Below are 16392 nucleotides of genomic sequence, written 5' to 3'. Positions count from 1 at the left end.
TTAGGCTCGCAGGGGCGCCTCAACCGGCTCACTTGCCCGACACGAACATCAGCGCGAAGGAAGGGATATAGGTCGTCAGGAACAGCACGATCAGCATCACGATGATGTGCGGCCAGATCGCCCGTGAGATCTGGCTCAGGCTCAGCCCCGAGATCGCCATGCCTACAAAGAGGCAGTAGCCGATCGGCGGGGCCGCCATGCCGATCGAGACATTGGTGACGATGATCGCGCCGAAATGAATGGGATCGACGCCGAACTTTGTCGCGATGGCGATCAGCATCGGGCCGAGGATGACCATGATCGCGATCTCGTCCATGACGGCGGCGAGCAGGAAGAAGGCGATGTTGAGCCCGGCGAGCGCGATCCATTTCTGGGTGACATGGCTGGCGAGCCATGCGGCGAATCCCGTTGCAATCTGCTCCTGCGCAATCAGGACGCCGAAGCCAGCCGACACCGCGATGATGGCGGTGACGATGGCACTGGTTCGCACGGATCGCAGAACGATCGCCGGCAGCGCCTTGATGCTCATCTGCCGCTCGACGAAGAGGCCGATGATCACCGCATAGATGCAACTCATGCCGGCGGCCTCGGTCGGCGTGAAGATGCCGCCATAGATGCCGCCGAGCACGACAATCGGCGAGAGCAGTGCCCATTTGCCGCGCGCGAAAGCCTCGCGCACCTCGGGCCAGCGCGCTTTTTCCTGTTTGGGAACGCTGTTGCGTTTGGCGTGGACATAACAAACGACCAGCAATCCAGCCGCGATGGCAAGGCCCGGCACGATGCCCGAAAGGAAGAGCTTGCCGATCGATTGCTCGGCCACGATGCCCCAGATCACGAAGGCGATCGAGGGCGGTATCAGCGGGCCGAGCACGCCAGCGCTGACCGCGATCGCGGCCGCGAAGGCTCTGTCGTAGCCGGCCTTTGCCATGGCCGGTATCAGAATCGCCCCGATCGCCGCGGTAGTCGCGGGCGCGGAACCCGAGATCGCCGAGAACACCAGGGCGGCCAGCACCGCGACCATGGCGAGCCCGCCGGTGCGGTGGCGCACCAGCACGGCTGCGACGTCGATCAGGCGCTGAGAGAGGCCGCCGGCTGTCATCAGTTCGCCGGCCAGCATGAACAGCGGGATCGCGAGCAGGCTGAAGGACTGCGATCCAGCGACCAATTGCTGTGCCAGGAAGGCGGGCTCGATATCAGCCGCCGTCAGAACCAGCATGACGATTACGCCGATGGCGATGGCAAAGGGTATGCCAAGCGTAACGAGGCTGGCGAAGCCCGCAGTGAGCAGCAGGACGCTGGCGCTCATGGCGCTAGTTCCGCGGACGGTATGGCAGGCGCGTTGGTCAGCATGCGCCAACTTGCAAACAAGCCGATCAGCGCCCCGGCAATCGGGGCAAGCGCATGCAGCAATTCGATCGGGTAGCCGATTGCAGCTGAGACGGAGCCGCCAGTCATCTCCAGGAAGCGCAGGCCTGACCATGCGAGATAGAAGCCGAACGCCGCCGTCAGCGCCTCGATCGCGCGCTCCGCCCAGGGCCGGCCGCCGGGCGGAGCGAGGTTGATCAGGATGTCGAGCCGGACATGGAACCCCTCACGCACGCCGAGTGCCAGCCCGCCCATCACAGTCCATGAGAACATCAATACGGCCAGTTCCTCGGACCAGGACGGTGTGCGGCCGAAAACATAGCGCATCACCACCTGGATGGCGATGCAACCCACCATGATCGCGGTTGCCGCGATCAGGCTCAACTTCAAAGCGCCGGCGACGAACGCGATGACGCGTTCGACACCACGCAGGACGGGGTTATCCATGGCTGCTGGTTCGCGGGATAACAGGTCCGTCACAGTTTGGCAGCGGTCGCTTCCTGCATCAGTTCCTGTCCGATCGAGCCCTTGAATTGCTCATAGACGCTCTGCACCGAGGATCGGAAGGGCTTGAAGTCGGAGACGCGGTTGACCTTCATGCCGGCCTTCTCGAGCTTGGCCACAACATCCTTCGCTGCGGCGCCAGCAGCCTCGCGCTGAGCCTTGGTGGCGGCAGCAGCGGAATCGATCACCACCTTCTTCAGGTCATCAGGCAATTTGTCGAAGGCGCGCTTGGCCATCAGCAGGGGAATGGCGGAATAGGTGTGGTTGGTGATCGAGAGAAACTTCGTTACCTCGAAATACTTGCTCTGGTCGATGACCGCGAGCGGAATCTCCAGTCCGTCGATGGCGCCCTGCTGCACGGCAGTGAAGGTCTCGCCCCAGGCCATCGGCACCGCGTTGCCGCCAAGCGAAGAGAACATGCCGATGAAGACCGGGTTCTGCATGACACGGTATTTCACGCCCTTGACGTCGTCGGGCTTCTCGACCGGACGGACATTGTTGATCATGTTGCGAAAGCCGCCTTCCATCCAGCCCAGCAGCTTGATGCCCTTGGCTTCGAGCTTGGCCGCCAGCTTCTGGCCGACCGGGCCATCGAGCACGCGCTGGGCTTGCGCCTCGTTCTCGTACAGGAACGGCAGGTCATTGAGCTGAAAGGCCGGCTCGATCTGGGCAACGACCGCATTGGTGATGATGCCGGCATCGACCGTGCCAAGCCGCATGCCCTCGATCATCGGCTTCTCGTCGCCGAGTTGCCGGTTGGGATAGAGCTGGATCTCGATGCGGCCGTTCGAGCCCGCCTCGATGCGCTCCTTGAAAGCACGCGCGCCGACGGCATAAGGATCCTGCGCGCCGTCAGAGGTGGTCCAGCCGAGCTTGATGACCGTTTTCTGCTGGGCGAAAGCCGGCGCGCCCGCAAGCGCTATTCCGGCAGTGAAGGCGCATGCGAGCGCGCGGCGTGTGATCAGGCTGGCCATGGGTGTAACTCCTCCGGTTGGTCGAAAAGCGCCGCCGTTTATTCGGCGGTCGCGGTGGGAAATCCGTAGAGGCGCGCGGGGTTGTCGACGAGGATGCGCTTGCGCACCGTTTCCTCCGGGACCCAGAGCGGCAGTAAATCGAGCAGCGCGCCGGTGTTGAACATCGGCCCTTCGACCGCGACGTGCGGCCAATCGGAGCCCCAGAGGCAACGTTCCGGCGCAGCCGAAACCAGCGCCTGCGCGAAGGGCTGCGTGTCGTGGAACGGCGCCCCGGCCTGCGAGATGCGGTAGGCGCCCGACAGTTTCGTCCACGCCTTGCCGTCCTTCAGCAACCGCAGCATCCACTGGAAGCCGGGATGGGCGACACCGGCCGACATCGGCATGTGGCCCATATGGTCGATAACGACTTCGACCGGCAGCTTCGCAATGCGCGGGCCCAGTTCGGGCAAGTTGCGCGCATCGATCAGCAGTTGGAGATGCCAGCCGAGCGGCGCGACACGGGCAGCAAGCCGCTCCATCTCGTCAATCGCCACGCCGCCGCCGAAGAGGACGTTGATTCGGATGCCGCGCACACCGGCAGCGTCGAGCGTTTCGAGTTCCCCGTCGTCGACATCGGGCGAGACCACCGCGACGCCGCGCAGCCGGTCGGGATGCGCCTTGCAGCTCTCGACCATGCAGCGGTTGTCGGTGCCGTAGACGCTGATCTGGACAAGTACGCCGCGCGCCATGCCGAGACTGTCGAGCATGCCGAGATAGGCGGCCTCCAGCGCCGGAGGCGGGGTATAGCTGCGGTTGGCGACCAGGGAGAAGCGATCAGCGGGCCCGATGACGTGGGCATGGGTGTCGCAAGCATTCGCCGGAACGGCGAAGCCGGGCGGGTCCACGATTGGGTTCGGCCCCTGGCAAGCCGGCGCCTCCTGCGGCTTTACGTTCATGACCGCGCACTTCCGGCGAAGGGCCCGAGACCAAGCCGCTCCATCGCCGCCGACAAATGACCACGCATCGCCGCTTCCGCTCCGCGCGCGTCGCGCTGCTCGATCGCCGTAAAGACCGCCTCATGCTCGGCCTGCACGGCCAGGATGCTTTCAGGGTGACGCGCGGCAGTGTTCGAACGCGCCCTGGCGATGGCGCCATGCAGATTGGCTCCGAGAAAGGTCAGGAACCGACCGAGATAGGGATTGCGCGAGGCCTGCGCGATGGCGGCGTGAAAACGGTTGTCGGCCTCGACACCATCCTCGCCGGCCGCGATGGCGGTTTTCAGGTCACGCAGCGAACCGCGCATGGCGGCCAGCTCGCTGCGGTTTGCACTGACAGCAGCAAGGCCGGCTGCCGCTCCTTCCACCGCCACGCGGAGCTGAAAGATGTCATGCAGATCCTTGACGGCGGCGGGATCGGACTGAAGCCGGAACAGGCCCCTGCCTGGCTCAGCCGAGACAAAAGCACCGAGCCCCTGGCGCGTCTCGATCAACTCATCCGATTTCAGTCGGGACATCGCCTCTCGCACGACCATACGCGAGACGTCGAACCGCTCGGCCAGCTCCTTCTCGGAGGGCAGCCGCGCGCCAGGCAAAAATTCGCCGCCCCGGATCGCCGCGCCGAGCTGGCGGGCGACCTCGTCGGACAGGCGCGGGCCACGGACGATCGAGCCAATAGTCATGTCATTAGGTTGTCATACAAGCGTGAAACTGACAAGTGCCGTGATTGGGCCGCTGAACTTTCTTTCTTTCCGTAGTTCGCAGGGGCGCGGTCCGGTGCTCCTAACCGCCGCCGGTCAGATGCGCCGTCCTTGCAATGATGTGGGTGCGCTGCGTCAGTTCTTCAGCACGATGCGCCCGACGACCTTGCCGGCCCGCAATTCGTCGATCCACTTCTGGACGTCGCCCATCGGCTCCTCCTTCATCGGCGTCGGCTTGATCTTTCCGGCACGGGCCAGCGCCATCAGTTCCTGGCCTTCGGCCAAGGTCCCGACCATGAAGCCCTCGATGGTCATGCGCTTGTAGACCCACTGCACCATCGGCAGGCTGAAATTGCCGCCCATCAGCCCGGAGACCACGATCTTGCCGCCGCGCGCCACTGCGGCGACCGCAAAGGCCATCGACTTCTCGTTGCCGGCAAAATCGACGACCCCGTCGAAGCCGCCTTCGGTTTCCTTGACGATGCGCTTGACCACATCCGCTTCGGAAGGATCGTAGGCGACCGCTGCGCCATTCTTCAAAGCCGTATCCCGCGCGGCCGAACTGAGATCCGCCACCGAAATCTTCTGTTTGAACATCGCCTGCGCGAACGAAAGCCCCATCATGCCGACGCCACCGAGACCGATCAGCAAGAGATTGCGTTGGCGGGGCCGGTCGACCAGGCGCTTCAGCGCGCCATAGGCGGTGACGCCAGAGCACATCAGGGTCGCCGCCTGATTGACCGGCAGCGGTTCGTAGTCGAGCAAATACTTGGCGTCGGGCACCAGCACGTGGCTGGCGAAACCGCCGTCGATCGAGACGCCGAGGAAGCGTTGCTTGACGCAGAGATTCTCATCGCCGTTGAGACAGTCGCGGCACTGGCCGCAGCCGATCCAGGGGAATACCGCCTTCTTCGTTCCGACCAGATCCTTCGAAACATCGGCACCGACTTCCTCGACGATCCCGGCGATCTCGTGTCCGAGCGTGAAAGGCAGCGTCATGCCGCGCGTGGTGTCGAGCTTCTTGCCGCCGCCGAGATCGGCATAGCCGTCCTGGATGTGCAGGTCGGAATGGCACAACCCGCAGCGCTCGATGCGGACGAGGACCTCTCTGCCTTGCGGCTTCGGCGTCTCGACGATGGTTTCGCACAGAGGCGCATCGAATTTGACCAGTGATTGGCGTCGCATCAGCGCCATGACGTTTCTCTCCTTCAGGACGTTTTTGTCGCGCGTATATTTATCAATTCACGGGCCATGGCAACAAAGCCGGAGACCGGGACGGTCTCGGCGCGCCGTGTGACATCGACCTGCGCGGCGGCGGCCAGCCGGGCCGGATCGACGGAAAGGGACTTGAGGCTTTGCCGCAGCATTTTTCGCCGCTGGCCGAACGCCGCCGCTGCCACCTGCTCGAGCGCCCGGCGGTCGCACGCCTCGGGCGCCTTGCGCGGCACCAGCCGCACCACCGACGAGGTGACCTTGGGCTGCGGCACGAAGGCCGCCGGCGAGATATCGAACAGGATCTTCGTCTCCGTGCGCCAGTTCGCCAGCACCGCCAGCCGCCCATAGGCCTCGTCGTTCTCGCGCGCGACGATGCGCTCGGCCACTTCGCGCTGAAACATCAGCACCATCATTTCGTACCAGGGCGGCCATGGCTCGATCGACAGCCAGTCGATCAGGAGCGCGGTCGCGATGTTGTAGGGCAGGTTGGCGACGATCTTCGCCGGTTGACCGCCGAGCAACGGCCGCGGATCGAAGGCCTGCGCGTCGGCGCAGATGATTTCCAGCCGTCCCGGATACCGCCGTGCGATCTGTTCGAGCGGCCCGAGCGCGCGCTCGTCGCGCTCCACCGCGATGACGCGCCGCGCGCCCAGTGCCAGCAGTGCGCGCGTCAGGCCGCCGGGGCCGGGACCGATTTCGATCACCGTGGCGTCCTGCAGCGGCCCTGCCGCGCGCGCGATCCGCGCAGTGAGGTTGAGGTCGAGCAGGAAATTCTGGCCGAGCGATTTGCGGGCCGACAGGGAATGCTGGCGAATGACCTCGCGAAGCGGCGGCAGGTCGTCGATCGCGCTCATGCCGGCTGCGCCGCCGCCATGCGGGCGGCCAGCCGCAACGCCGCGATCAGGCTCGACGGATTGGCGCGGCCGGTGCCGGCGATGTCGAAGGCGGTGCCATGGTCCGGCGAGGTGCGAATGAACGGCAATCCCAGGGTGACGTTGACCGCGTCCTCGAAGGCAAGCGTCTTGATCGGGATCAGCGCCTGATCGTGATACATGCAGATCGCGCAGTCATAGGTGTTGCGCGCGGCGGCGTGGAACATGGTGTCGGCCGGCAACGGGCCCCTGGCTTCGATGCCTTCGCCGCGCAGGATTTCGACGGCCGGCGCCACGATGGTCTGGTCCTCGACGCCGAGCGAGCCGTCTTCGCCGGCGTGGGGATTGAGGCCGGATATCGCAAGACGCGGACGTGCGATGCCGAAACGGGCTTTCAGATCCGCGACCACGATGCGGGCCGTGGTGACGATCAACTCGCTCGACAGCTGCGCGATCGCCTCGCGCAGCGAAAGGTGGATCGTCACCGGCACGACGGCGAGGGCGGGCGACCACAACATCATCACCGGCTGCGGCGTATGGCCGCCTGACGCCGCGAGCTCGGCGAGGAATTCGGTATGGCCGGGATGCCGGAACCCGGCGCGGTAGAGCACGCTTTTCGCGATTGGATTGGTAACGACCGCAGCAGCCCGCCCGCTGGCGACATCGGCGACCGCCTGACGAATGGAGGCCAGCGCCGCCTCGGCACTACTGTCATCGGGGTGGCCCGGCCGCGCCGTTGCGGCATGGCCGGTAGCGACGACAGGCAATGCGTCGGCGAATGCAGCGGGTGCGTCCTCGGGCCGGACGTCGGCGAACGGCACGGCGAGTCCCAGCGCCTTGGCGCGGTGACTGAGATAGTCGCGATCGCCGAGCAGGTAGAATGCGGGAAGCTTCAGTTCATCGCGGCGCAGCCACGCCTTGATCGTGATGTCGGGCCCGATTCCCGCAGGTTCGCCTGAGGTCAGCGCGAGCGGCTTTGCCATGCATCAACGATATTCGATCATCGCGGCTCTGCGGACTTCCTGCAGGTACGACTTCGACTTCGCCTCGTACTTCTCGACAAACATCTTATCCCGGATTTCCTTTTTCTTCGGCGTGTCGACGGTGGTCGCCTTCCGGCCGCATAGCGCAACCATCTCGACGCCCTGTTTGGTCACCTCGGGCGCGGTCAGATGGCCGATCGGGGTTTTGTCGAGCACTTCACGAAGTACAGCCGGTATGTCGGCCGAAGTCTTGGTCACGACCTCACGTATCGCGGCGTTCTGCATCGACTTGAAGTAGGAGTTGGCCTCTTCGCAGGTCTGCACGCGGCCGCGCAACACTTCGGCTTCCTTGCGCCGTGCCTCGAGGGTGGCAGGGGGCGATCCTTTCGGGACGATCAATACGACCGGCTGCAGCCGGTATTCGAAGGCTTCGACCTCCAGTTTCTCGTTGCCGTTGGCCTGCACAGCGGCGGCGACGTCCTTTTCGCCGACCTGGAGGCTCTGCCTGTAGCGCCCGCGGACCAGGCTGCTCCAAACCATCTCGGCCTTCAGGCGCGCCTTCAGCGTCTCCGGACGGATGCCCTGGCTTTCGAGAGACTTGGTGAGCTGGTCGGGCGCCAGGCGCATCCGCGCGCCCATCGACGCATAGGACTGATCGATATCGGAACTGGTCGGGTCGACGCCGTATCTCTTGCCTTCCTTGATCTTCACCTTTTCGTCGATCAGTTCATTGATCACCTCCTGGCGGACGGCGGGCTTGCGCGTGGTCAGGAAGTTCAGCTTGCCCCGCTGTTCGATGTCGTAGTTGGTGATGGGTTCGCCGTTGACCATGACGACGACGGTCTGCGCCTGCAGCGGCGAACCGGCGGCCATCAGGATCAGCGCCGTGGCGCAACCCAGGATGAGAGACCAAAAGCGGTGAAACAGCGGAGGGCTCGTCATGGTCATATTCGCTATATCAACCCGATTCGAAGTGGGTCCGCGACGCGGGAATGATCCTCCGGCAACAATCGAAGCCGGCTTTATTGTATGCCGCTGGCGCTGCCCGTTGAGGACGAGTTGGCAAGCGTCCGCAGGCCGATCTGCAGCATGAACGCGTGACTGAGTACCGGCGGCGTGGTGCCCGCAGAGTAGCTGTAGGACGTCACGTAGTTGGCGGCGAGCACGAAGCAGTCGTCCACGTAGCCGGCGCCGACGATGTACTGATTGACCTTGTTGGCTTCAAGATCCCAGCGGGCCGCACCCGTCACCACCCAGTTTGCGGCGACCTTGATCGAGCCGGTGCCGAGCAATCCTTCTCGACGCGTCAGGTAGCCGAGTTCGGGCTGCGCGGCGTAATTGCCGTACAGCAGGCTGACCGACCAGCGGTCGAAAGTGGCGCGGCCTTCAGCCTCGAAACGATTGATATTCAGCGTGGCCTCGTCCATGCGCGAGCGAACGCTGAACGTGTAAGTCCGGTTCGGCGAATAATTGACGCGGCCGACATAGTCGGAGCGGGAATTCTGCAAGCCGGAGGCGAGGCCGGTGTTGGTCACGTCCGCCACCGCGTACGAGTTCAGGCCGAACAGCTGGTAGGACTGGCCGAACAACACATTGATGGAGCCGCCACGGTCGAATTGCGTGGTGGCCTGCACGCCGACATTGGCGCGGCCGCCGCCTTCGACGCGGTCGTAGCCCGAGAACTTGTCGACGGAGAACAGGTTGCTGGCGTCGAACACCATGCTCTGCGCGTCCTCGTTGGGGAACCGGCCCGCATAGGTTTCGTTGGGACGAATGATGATCTGTGCGATCGGCTCGATCGTCGTAGAGCCCCACGGCTGAACGTTGATGAAGGGATAGCGATATTCCATGCCGACGGTCGGCATCAGGCGCAGCGCCTCAGTGTCGCCGACCGGGAGGAAATTCGAGACGCCGGGCTGGTTCGAAATCGAGGCGCTGACCGCGTCGGCGCGGATGATGGCAAACGGCGTCCAGATCTGGCCGACGGAATCGGTGAATGAACGCCGCCATTGCGCCTCGGCTGTCAGGCGCGTGTAGGTGCCGGGCACGCCGCGAAGCAGGCACTGGCTGGGCAGCCGCGCCAGCGGGTCGGCAGAGGCGGTCGTGCACAGGCTGTTGGTATTTGCGAGCGTCGTGATCGGGTCGAACGCCGCGGTGTTCCGCGACAGGCTGGTGAAGTTGGTCCTGTAGCTGACCTCGCCGCCGAAAATCGGGCTGTTGATCACGTTCGAATAGTCGATGACCGGATGAATGACGGGAACCTTGTCCTGGAGGCCCGAAAAACTGAGATAGTAGATCGCGCGCGCGTCGAAGAAACTGCGGTTGCCGACGCCGGTCAGATAGAGCTGCGAAATCGCCTCGGTCGGCAGGCTCAGGAACGAGCCCAGCGGATCCCGGTACTGGGACAGCCTGTAATCCGTGAAGAAGGAGTAGTCCGAGAGCAGGACGCCATCCCAGCCCCACACCCATTTGTCGTTGAGCGCGAACTGGCCCTTGGTGTCGACGCCGCCTCGGAACTGGCGGTCGCCGGGCTGGCCTGTAAAGGCGCCGGGGTCGAGCTGGTCGATGCCGTAGCCGCGGATTTGATACGATCCGTTGATCAAGCGCTGGCGGAACTCGCCCTGCAACAGCACACCTTGCCGGGTCGTGAAACGCGGGTTGAAGGTTGCGTCGTAGTCCGGAGCGATGGCCCAATAGAACGGGGTTTCGATGCCATATCCGTAGGCCGTAACCGTGGAAGAGCCGGGCATCAGGAAACCGGTCTTGCGCTTCACCGTCGGATCGGGCGTCGAAAAATACGGCAGATAGGCCATCGGAACGCCGAAGAATTCGAGCTGCGCGTTCTCGAAGTAGAGCATCTTCTCGGTCTGGTCGTGAATGATGCGCGCGCCCTTGACCTGCCACAGCGGCGGCTTCTTCGGATCGTCCTTGCAGGGTGCGCAGGCGGTATAAACGCCATTCTCGAAGACGGTGTAGTTGCCGCTGGAACGGTCCATGCGGGTTGCCGCCATGCGCGTCGCGTCGGCGGTGTCGACGCGCAGCGAATCGACGAAACCGTCACGGTAATCGTCGCTCAGATCCATGATGTTGGCGTAGGTGATCTTGCCTTCCGCATCGGTCATGCGGATGTTGCCCTCGGCGTGGAGCCGCTTGGTCTTCTGGTCGTAGACGACCTTGTCGGCCTCGACGCTGGTGCCGTTATAGAACATCTGCACGTTGCCGACCGCCGCGACCCGCTGATTGTTGTAGTCGTAATCGACCTCGACGGCCTGGACGAGCATCTGCCCGTCATTGGCGGGACGCACGGGCGCCGGCTTGGGGGGCCTCGGATTGTAGGTAAAGCTCTGGGCGGACGCCGGTGCGGTGCCGGCAACGCCGATTACGGCGGCCAGAATCAGCCCGCAAATCACGGCCAAAACGGGTCCGGCGGTCACGGTCGAGCGCATCCAGTGGCGGCGCACGAGCGTGCGCCGCCGGAACGCGGACGGCCTTTCCTGGCGGGCGGCGACAACGGCCACTACCCGTCCTCCTGGTACAGCAAGGCCAAAAAGCCGGTGAGGCCGCCCACACAAACGGGCAGCCACGCCGAAGCGATCGGATGCATCAACTCAGCCTTGCTCAAATCCTCAGTTACTTTCGACAGAACGTAGAGCAGAAAGCCCGCGCCCACGCCACTCAAAACCATCTTTTGCACGCCGCCGAAGCGGAAGAAGCGCAGGCTCACCGAGGCCGCCAGCATCACCATTGCGGCCAGCAAAAACGGCTGCGCAATGAGTTTGTGGTACTGCAATCGGTACCCGGCGGTCGCAAATCCAGAACTTTCGGACGATCGGATATAGCCCGGTAGTTGCCAAAAAGACACAGTTTCAGGGGTCGAAAAACTGTTGCGGACTTGGGCAGGGGTCAGCGTGGTGGGGACGAAGAAGGTCTCCTGATCGACCGGGGGGGCGTCGAGGGAGAATCGGCGCGCCGATTTGAACGCCCAGCGGCCTTCCTCGAGGGATGCCTCGCGCGCCTCGATTCGTTCCTTGAACTGGAAGTCGTTATCGAACCTGAACACCGTCAGCCCGGTCAGCCGGACGCCCTGCTGCTCGCTGCGGGCGGCATTGATGATCCATTGGCCGTCGTTGCTGACCTGGTTGAGCCAGAAGCCGGAGGCATCCTGGATCCCGCCGCCGGGAGCGGAGCCGAACAGTTCCGCCTCCATCCGCTTGGAGAGTTCGCGCAAGTTGGCGGACATCGGGTTGTAGGCGACGGTCGCCAGAGTCCCGAGCACGATCGAGCTTGCCAGTGCCGGGGCAATGAACTGCCATGCCGAAACGCCGGCGGCGCGTGCGACCACGAGTTCGAGCCGCCGCGACAGCGCGAGATAGCAGGTCATCGCCCCGATCAGGACGCAGAACGGCATCATCTTTTCGAGCAGTTGCGGGACGCGGTACAGCGACGTTTGCGCGACCGTGATGGCGGAGGCCGAAGCCAGCCCCGACGTCTTTCTGACCATTTCGATGTAGTCGACCAGCACCAGCAGCAGGAAAATGCTCGCGAACACGCCAACCGCCGAGATCACGAAGCGGCCGGCAAAATATCGCCCGAGCGTGTTGGTCATCATACTCATGCTGCGGCGGGCCGCCCAAATAGCCGAAGGATACGCTCGTTCGACCTGTTGATGGCTTCCATCAGGGCAGCGGGCGGTTCCACCACGACGCCGGCCAGGATCATCCACATCCCGCCGCCGATCGCCGCGAACAGCATCAGGTACTGAACGAGGGCGGCAAGCGGCTGTTTCACCGTCAAGACGGAGCAGGCGAATCCCGCCATGCGCAACCCGAATACGGCGATGATCGAACCGCCGATCGAAAAATTCCGGCTCTGGCGCGTCGTGCGCGGCGTGCCGAGGAACGCGAAAGTCAAAGCCGCGAAGGCGAAGGGGTAGAGGGGCGCGAGGAAGCGGTCGTGCAATTCGGCGCGGAACTGTCCGGGCAATTGCTGGTAAACCGGATCCTCAGGGGAGGGCGACAGCAATTCCCAGATGTAGCGTTCGCGGATTCCGAGCGTGAAGTCGCGGCCCTTCGAGAATTTCGACATGTCGAAGGCGTAACGGCCGAACGCCACCAGCGCCGGATCGCGCTTGCCGGCCTCGAAACGTTCGAGATTGCCGTCCTCGAGCACCAGATACGAGCCGCTCTCGTTCTTCAGGATCGTTCCATGGTCGGCAATGATGGTGATGCGTTCCTTCGGGTCGCGGCGGTCATCGACAAAGATGCCGGCGAGGATGCCGCCCGGCTGGCGCTCGCGGATGCGGATCGTCAGGTTCTGGTCGAGCTGGGCAAAGCGGCCGGGCTGCAGAATATTGGTGAGAACGTCGGCGGTGATCTCGGCGTCCCACTGCTTGATCCGGCGCATACCGTCGGGCGCCATGTAGGATGCGATGAAGGCGACCAGCAGCGCCACCACGCAGGTGGCGTAGAAGAACGGGCGGAACAGCCGGAACGGCGAGAAGCCGGCCGCATTCATCACGATGATCTCGGAGTCGGTCGCGAGCTTGTTCAGGGTATGCGAGATCGCGATCATCAGCGCGATCGGCGCAATGATCAGCACCAGCGCGGGAATCACGAGGCCCGTGATCCCGAGAAAGGTGACGATCGTCTGGCCCTGGCTGGTCATCAGGTCGATGCCGCGCAACGCCTGCGTAATCCAGATCACCCCTGTCAGGCTGACCAGAATCAGCGCAAACGACGCCAGCGTCGTGCGAAAAATGTACTTGTCGATCGACCCCATCGCTACCGCACGATCCCACCTTGCGAGCCAAAACCGCGGTTCGCGACCAATCCCGAGACCGGGATCCCCTTTTGGCCGCGCCGCAGTCGTCCTGCCGGCTCACAGTCTCACTACCATCCCTTTGATCCGTCAACAAAATGGCTGAGCCAAGGCACCTTCCAGATATGCTTAATAATTCGCGTTATGTGGCTCTGGAGCCACTGCGGCGCTTGGCAGCGCGACGCCGGACGGGCCATAGTGCTGCGGACCACGCTCTTGACGGATGTGCAGCACAGCCGAAGGGGCCATTCGAAACACCGCCTGGCGGGCTCCCGCCCCAGCGACACCCCTGATTCTTGGAGGATTTGCCCATGTCCGACGCCGTCAAGGTCGGCTTCGTTCCGTTTTCCACCGCGCCGCGCGGCATTCTGGTGGTATTTTGCGACGACACGCTGAAATTCGGCGCGGAGACGCGGAAGGTGCTGGGGGCGGCGGCCGATACCATCAAGCGGGCGGCGGATGCCAACCGATTCAAGGGCAAGAGCGGCTCCACGCTCGATATTCTGGCGCCGGAGGCGCTCAAGGCCTCCCGCCTGATCATCGTCGGCGCCGGCAAGCTCTCAGCCCTCAAGGACAACGATTTTCTCAAGTTCGGCGGTACGGCCGCCGGCAAGCTGCTCGGCGGCAATACCGCCATGACGATCGTGGCGGAATTGCCCGATGGGACAATGAATCCGGAGCAGGCGGCGGCGGTGGCTTCGGGGCTACGGCTGCGCGCCTATAAGTTCGATCGTTACAAGACCAGGAAGAAGGACGGCGAGGACACCGCCGTGCGCGCCGACATTTCGCTCGCGGTCGGCGATGTGGCCGCTGCGCGAAAGGCCTTTGCACCGCGTGCGCACGTCGTCGATGGCGTCATCATGGCGCGCGAGCTCGTCAACGAGCCGCCGAACGTGCTTTATCCGGTGGAATTCGCGCGCCGCGCCAGCCAGCTCAAGAAGCTCGGCGTCGATGTCGAGGTCCTCGACGTCAAGGCCATGACCAAACTCGGCATGGGCGCGCTGCTCGGTGTTGCCCAGGGCTCGACCCAGCCGGGCCGGATGGTGGTGATGCGCTGGAACGGCGGCAAGAAGGGCGAGCAGCCGGTCGCTTTCGTCGGCAAGGGGGTCTGTTTCGACACCGGCGGTATTTCGATCAAGCCCGCGGGCAGCATGGAGGATATGAAGGGCGACATGGGCGGTGCGGCTTGCGTGGTCGGACTGATGCATGCGCTGGCGGCGCGGAAGGCGAAGCTGAACGCGATCGGCGCCATCGGCCTGGTCGAGAACATGCCCGACGGCAATGCGCAGCGCCCCGGCGATATCGTGACTTCGATGTCCGGCCAGACCATCGAGATCATCAACACCGACGCCGAGGGCCGTCTGGTGCTGGCCGACGTGCTCTGGTACGTGGCGAAGAAGTTCAAGCCGAAATTCATGGTCGATCTGGCGACGCTGACCGGCGCCATCATGGTGGCGCTTGGCACCGAATATGCCGGCCTGTTCTCCAACAACGACGAACTGGCCGAACGGCTGACCAAGGCCGGGTTGGCGACGGGGGAGCGGGTCTGGCGGATGCCGCTCGGTCCGGAATACGACAAGCAGATCGACTCGCAGTTCGCCGACATGAAGAACACCGGTACCCGCCATGGCGGGTCGATCACCGCCGCGCAGTTCCTGCAGCGTTTCGTCGACGACACGCCGTGGGCACACCTCGACGTCGCGGGAACGGCGATGGGCGCGCCGAAATCCGAGATCAATCAAAGCTGGGGCTCGGGCTACGGCGTTCGCCTGCTGGATCGGCTGGTCGCGGAGTATTACGAAGCCAAGAAATAGCTGGAAACCGATGACCGAAGTCTTGTTCTACCATCTGCAGGACATGTTGCTGGAGAACGTGTTGCCGCCGTTGCTCGAGAAATCGCTCGATCGCGGCTGGCGGGTGGTGGTGCAGTCGACGTCGGAAGAGCGCGCCGACGCGCTCGACGCCCATTTGTGGACCTATCGCGACGACTCATTCCTGCCGCACACCACCTGGCGCGCCGCCGATGCGCAGGATCAGCCGATCGTGTTGGCGGTCGAGGAGGGCAATCCGAACCGGGCCAATGTGAGGTTTCTGGTCGACAGCGCCGCTTTACCCGCGGACTCCCACGTCTACGATCGGGTGGTCCTGGTCTTCAACGGCGATGACGACAGCGCGCTGACGGCGGCGCGGGGGGCCTGGACCGATTGCAAGTCGCGGGGGTTCGAGGTCACCTATTGGCAGGCCGACGAGCGCGGCCGCTGGCAGCGGCGGGAATAGCGATCTCGGGCAATTAATGATAATTTGCAGTTTCGGCCCGCGCGCTTGGACAAAGCCACGGTCGTGCCGCAAAGTGATGGTGGGACAAGCGCTTAGGCGACAGGGCTGGGAACTTAGGTAATCGTGCGCGATAAAGACCTTCATCGGAAACGCCTGCTGGCGTTGCTCCTGCTGGCCCCCCTGGTGGTGGGCTGCTCGGGCACGTCCAACATGTTTTCCTCCGATCTGCTGTCGAAAGACGCGGAATGGTTTTCGCGCTCCGGCCGGCTCTTCACCCGAAACATTTCGATTGAAACGGCGCCGTTGACCCCGGACAAGCCGGTGACGGCCGAGGATCTGGTGAGCGCCGACGGGGCGTGCCCGGGAATGGCGCCTCCCGGCGGGCCGGCGGACGCCAACGCCCTGACCGACGGCGCGGCCGGCGCGCCGGTGGTGCCCTCGACGCGGGGAACGGTGGCGCTCGGCCATACCGAATGCGACGTCGTGCGCGGCATCGGCGCACCTGCCAGCGTCAATCTCTCCAACAACGCGCGTGGCGATCGGGTGGCGGTCGTCACCTATACGCAGGGACAACGCGCCGGCATCTATACCTTCACCGCGGGGCGCCTGACCTCGATCGAGCGTGGCGCCGAGCCGGTCGCGCCGAAGGCAGCGAAGCCGAAAGCGAAGAAGAAACCGGCCGCGACGTAATCGTTGTCGGCGCGCTTCTT

General features: G+C 64.1%; 15 protein-coding genes. 3 read left to right on the top strand and 12 right to left on the bottom strand.

Annotated elements, in window-relative coordinates; genetic code table 11:
• Window positions 1-28: 28 nt before the first annotated feature.
• The 12 genes from KMZ29_RS16525 to lptF form a co-directional block, all read right to left on the bottom strand.
• On the bottom strand, window positions 29-1306 hold the full coding sequence (locus KMZ29_RS16525) for a TRAP transporter large permease (protein WP_215620230.1): 1278 nt from the start codon (window positions 1304-1306) through the stop codon (window positions 29-31).
• Window positions 1303-1812, bottom strand: coding sequence for a TRAP transporter small permease (locus tag KMZ29_RS16520; RefSeq protein WP_215620229.1), 510 nt, complete (start codon window positions 1810-1812; stop codon window positions 1303-1305). The genes KMZ29_RS16525 and KMZ29_RS16520 overlap by 4 nt, the downstream gene beginning before the upstream one ends.
• A gap of 29 nt (window positions 1813-1841) precedes the next feature.
• Window positions 1842-2843, bottom strand: coding sequence for a TRAP transporter substrate-binding protein (locus KMZ29_RS16515; RefSeq protein ID WP_249779714.1), 1002 nt, complete (start codon window positions 2841-2843; stop codon window positions 1842-1844).
• A gap of 38 nt (window positions 2844-2881) precedes the next feature.
• On the bottom strand, window positions 2882-3778 hold the full coding sequence (locus KMZ29_RS16510; RefSeq protein WP_215620228.1) for an amidohydrolase family protein: 897 nt from the start codon (window positions 3776-3778) through the stop codon (window positions 2882-2884).
• Complete coding sequence (locus KMZ29_RS16505) at window positions 3775-4413, bottom strand: FadR/GntR family transcriptional regulator (protein WP_249779713.1); 639 nt, start codon at window positions 4411-4413, stop codon at window positions 3775-3777. The genes KMZ29_RS16510 and KMZ29_RS16505 overlap by 4 nt, the downstream gene beginning before the upstream one ends.
• A gap of 240 nt (window positions 4414-4653) precedes the next feature.
• The gene (locus KMZ29_RS16500) at window positions 4654-5712 is read right to left on the bottom strand and encodes an alcohol dehydrogenase (protein WP_215620226.1); all 1059 of its coding nucleotides are present in this window, start codon (window positions 5710-5712) and stop codon (window positions 4654-4656) included.
• Between the two features lie 14 nt (window positions 5713-5726).
• Entirely contained in the window at window positions 5727-6587 is an 861-nt protein-coding gene (gene rsmA, locus KMZ29_RS16495) for a 16S rRNA (adenine(1518)-N(6)/adenine(1519)-N(6))-dimethyltransferase RsmA (RefSeq protein WP_215620225.1), read from the bottom strand.
• Entirely contained in the window at window positions 6584-7588 is a 1005-nt protein-coding gene (gene pdxA / locus KMZ29_RS16490) for a 4-hydroxythreonine-4-phosphate dehydrogenase PdxA (RefSeq protein WP_215620224.1), read from the bottom strand. The genes rsmA and pdxA overlap by 4 nt, the downstream gene beginning before the upstream one ends.
• Window positions 7589-7591: 3 nt before the next feature.
• Complete coding sequence (locus tag KMZ29_RS16485; protein WP_215620223.1) at window positions 7592-8536, bottom strand: SurA N-terminal domain-containing protein; 945 nt, start codon at window positions 8534-8536, stop codon at window positions 7592-7594.
• A 74-nt stretch (window positions 8537-8610) separates the two neighbouring features.
• Window positions 8611-11049: an LPS-assembly protein LptD gene (locus KMZ29_RS16480; RefSeq protein WP_369810133.1), complete on the bottom strand. Its 2439-nt coding sequence runs from the start codon at window positions 11047-11049 to the stop codon at window positions 8611-8613.
• A 56-nt stretch (window positions 11050-11105) separates the two neighbouring features.
• Window positions 11106-12203 carry an LPS export ABC transporter permease LptG gene (lptG, locus tag KMZ29_RS16475; RefSeq protein ID WP_215624305.1) on the bottom strand — a complete coding sequence of 366 codons (1098 nt, stop codon included), beginning with the start codon at window positions 12201-12203 and terminating at the stop codon, window positions 11106-11108.
• Window positions 12200-13366 (bottom strand): LPS export ABC transporter permease LptF, encoded by a 1167-nt coding sequence (lptF, locus tag KMZ29_RS16470; RefSeq protein WP_215620222.1) that lies wholly within the window; start codon window positions 13364-13366, stop codon window positions 12200-12202. The genes lptG and lptF overlap by 4 nt, the downstream gene beginning before the upstream one ends.
• Before the next feature lie 350 nt (window positions 13367-13716).
• Here lptF and KMZ29_RS16465 point away from each other — a divergent pair, with 350 nt between their 5' ends.
• The 3 genes from KMZ29_RS16465 to KMZ29_RS16455 all read left to right on the top strand — a co-directional run bounded on the left by KMZ29_RS16465 (window position 13717) and on the right by KMZ29_RS16455 (window position 16372).
• Complete coding sequence (locus KMZ29_RS16465; RefSeq protein ID WP_215620221.1) at window positions 13717-15219, top strand: leucyl aminopeptidase; 1503 nt, start codon at window positions 13717-13719, stop codon at window positions 15217-15219.
• A gap of 10 nt (window positions 15220-15229) precedes the next feature.
• Window positions 15230-15682 (top strand): DNA polymerase III subunit chi, encoded by a 453-nt coding sequence (locus KMZ29_RS16460; protein ID WP_215620220.1) that lies wholly within the window; start codon window positions 15230-15232, stop codon window positions 15680-15682.
• 162 nt (window positions 15683-15844) lie between these two features.
• Window positions 15845-16372, top strand: a complete 528-nt coding sequence (locus tag KMZ29_RS16455; RefSeq protein WP_215624304.1) for a hypothetical protein — start codon at window positions 15845-15847, stop codon at window positions 16370-16372.
• Window positions 16373-16392: the final 20 nt, after the last annotated feature.

Source organism: Bradyrhizobium sediminis, from assembly GCF_018736085.1.
In the GTDB taxonomy this organism is placed as follows: domain Bacteria; phylum Pseudomonadota; class Alphaproteobacteria; order Rhizobiales; family Xanthobacteraceae; genus Bradyrhizobium; species Bradyrhizobium sediminis.
Note: the sequence above shows the minus strand (reverse complement) of the source record. Positions and strands in the feature narration are given on the sequence as shown.

What these genes read in the sequence shown, in the direction of transcription:
- KMZ29_RS16525 (WP_215620230.1), bottom strand. Translation starts at nt 1,306, where the DNA reads ATGAGCGCCAGCGTCCTGCTGCTCACTGCGGGCTTCGCCAGCCTCGTT.
- KMZ29_RS16520 (WP_215620229.1), bottom strand. Translation starts at nt 1,812, where the DNA reads ATGGATAACCCCGTCCTGCGTGGTGTCGAACGCGTCATCGCGTTCGTC.
- KMZ29_RS16515 (WP_249779714.1), bottom strand. Translation starts at nt 2,843, where the DNA reads ATGGCCAGCCTGATCACACGCCGCGCGCTCGCATGCGCCTTCACTGCC.
- KMZ29_RS16510 (WP_215620228.1), bottom strand. Translation starts at nt 3,778, where the DNA reads ATGAACGTAAAGCCGCAGGAGGCGCCGGCTTGCCAGGGGCCGAACCCA.
- KMZ29_RS16500 (WP_215620226.1), bottom strand. Translation starts at nt 5,712, where the DNA reads ATGGCGCTGATGCGACGCCAATCACTGGTCAAATTCGATGCGCCTCTG.
- rsmA (WP_215620225.1), bottom strand. Translation starts at nt 6,587, where the DNA reads ATGAGCGCGATCGACGACCTGCCGCCGCTTCGCGAGGTCATTCGCCAG.
- pdxA (WP_215620224.1), bottom strand. Translation starts at nt 7,588, where the DNA reads ATGGCAAAGCCGCTCGCGCTGACCTCAGGCGAACCTGCGGGAATCGGG.
- KMZ29_RS16485 (WP_215620223.1), bottom strand. Translation starts at nt 8,536, where the DNA reads ATGACCATGACGAGCCCTCCGCTGTTTCACCGCTTTTGGTCTCTCATC.
- lptG (WP_215624305.1), bottom strand. Translation starts at nt 12,203, where the DNA reads ATGAGTATGATGACCAACACGCTCGGGCGATATTTTGCCGGCCGCTTC.
- lptF (WP_215620222.1), bottom strand. Translation starts at nt 13,366, where the DNA reads ATGGGGTCGATCGACAAGTACATTTTTCGCACGACGCTGGCGTCGTTT.
- KMZ29_RS16465 (WP_215620221.1), top strand. Translation starts at nt 13,717, where the DNA reads ATGTCCGACGCCGTCAAGGTCGGCTTCGTTCCGTTTTCCACCGCGCCG.
- KMZ29_RS16460 (WP_215620220.1), top strand. Translation starts at nt 15,230, where the DNA reads ATGACCGAAGTCTTGTTCTACCATCTGCAGGACATGTTGCTGGAGAAC.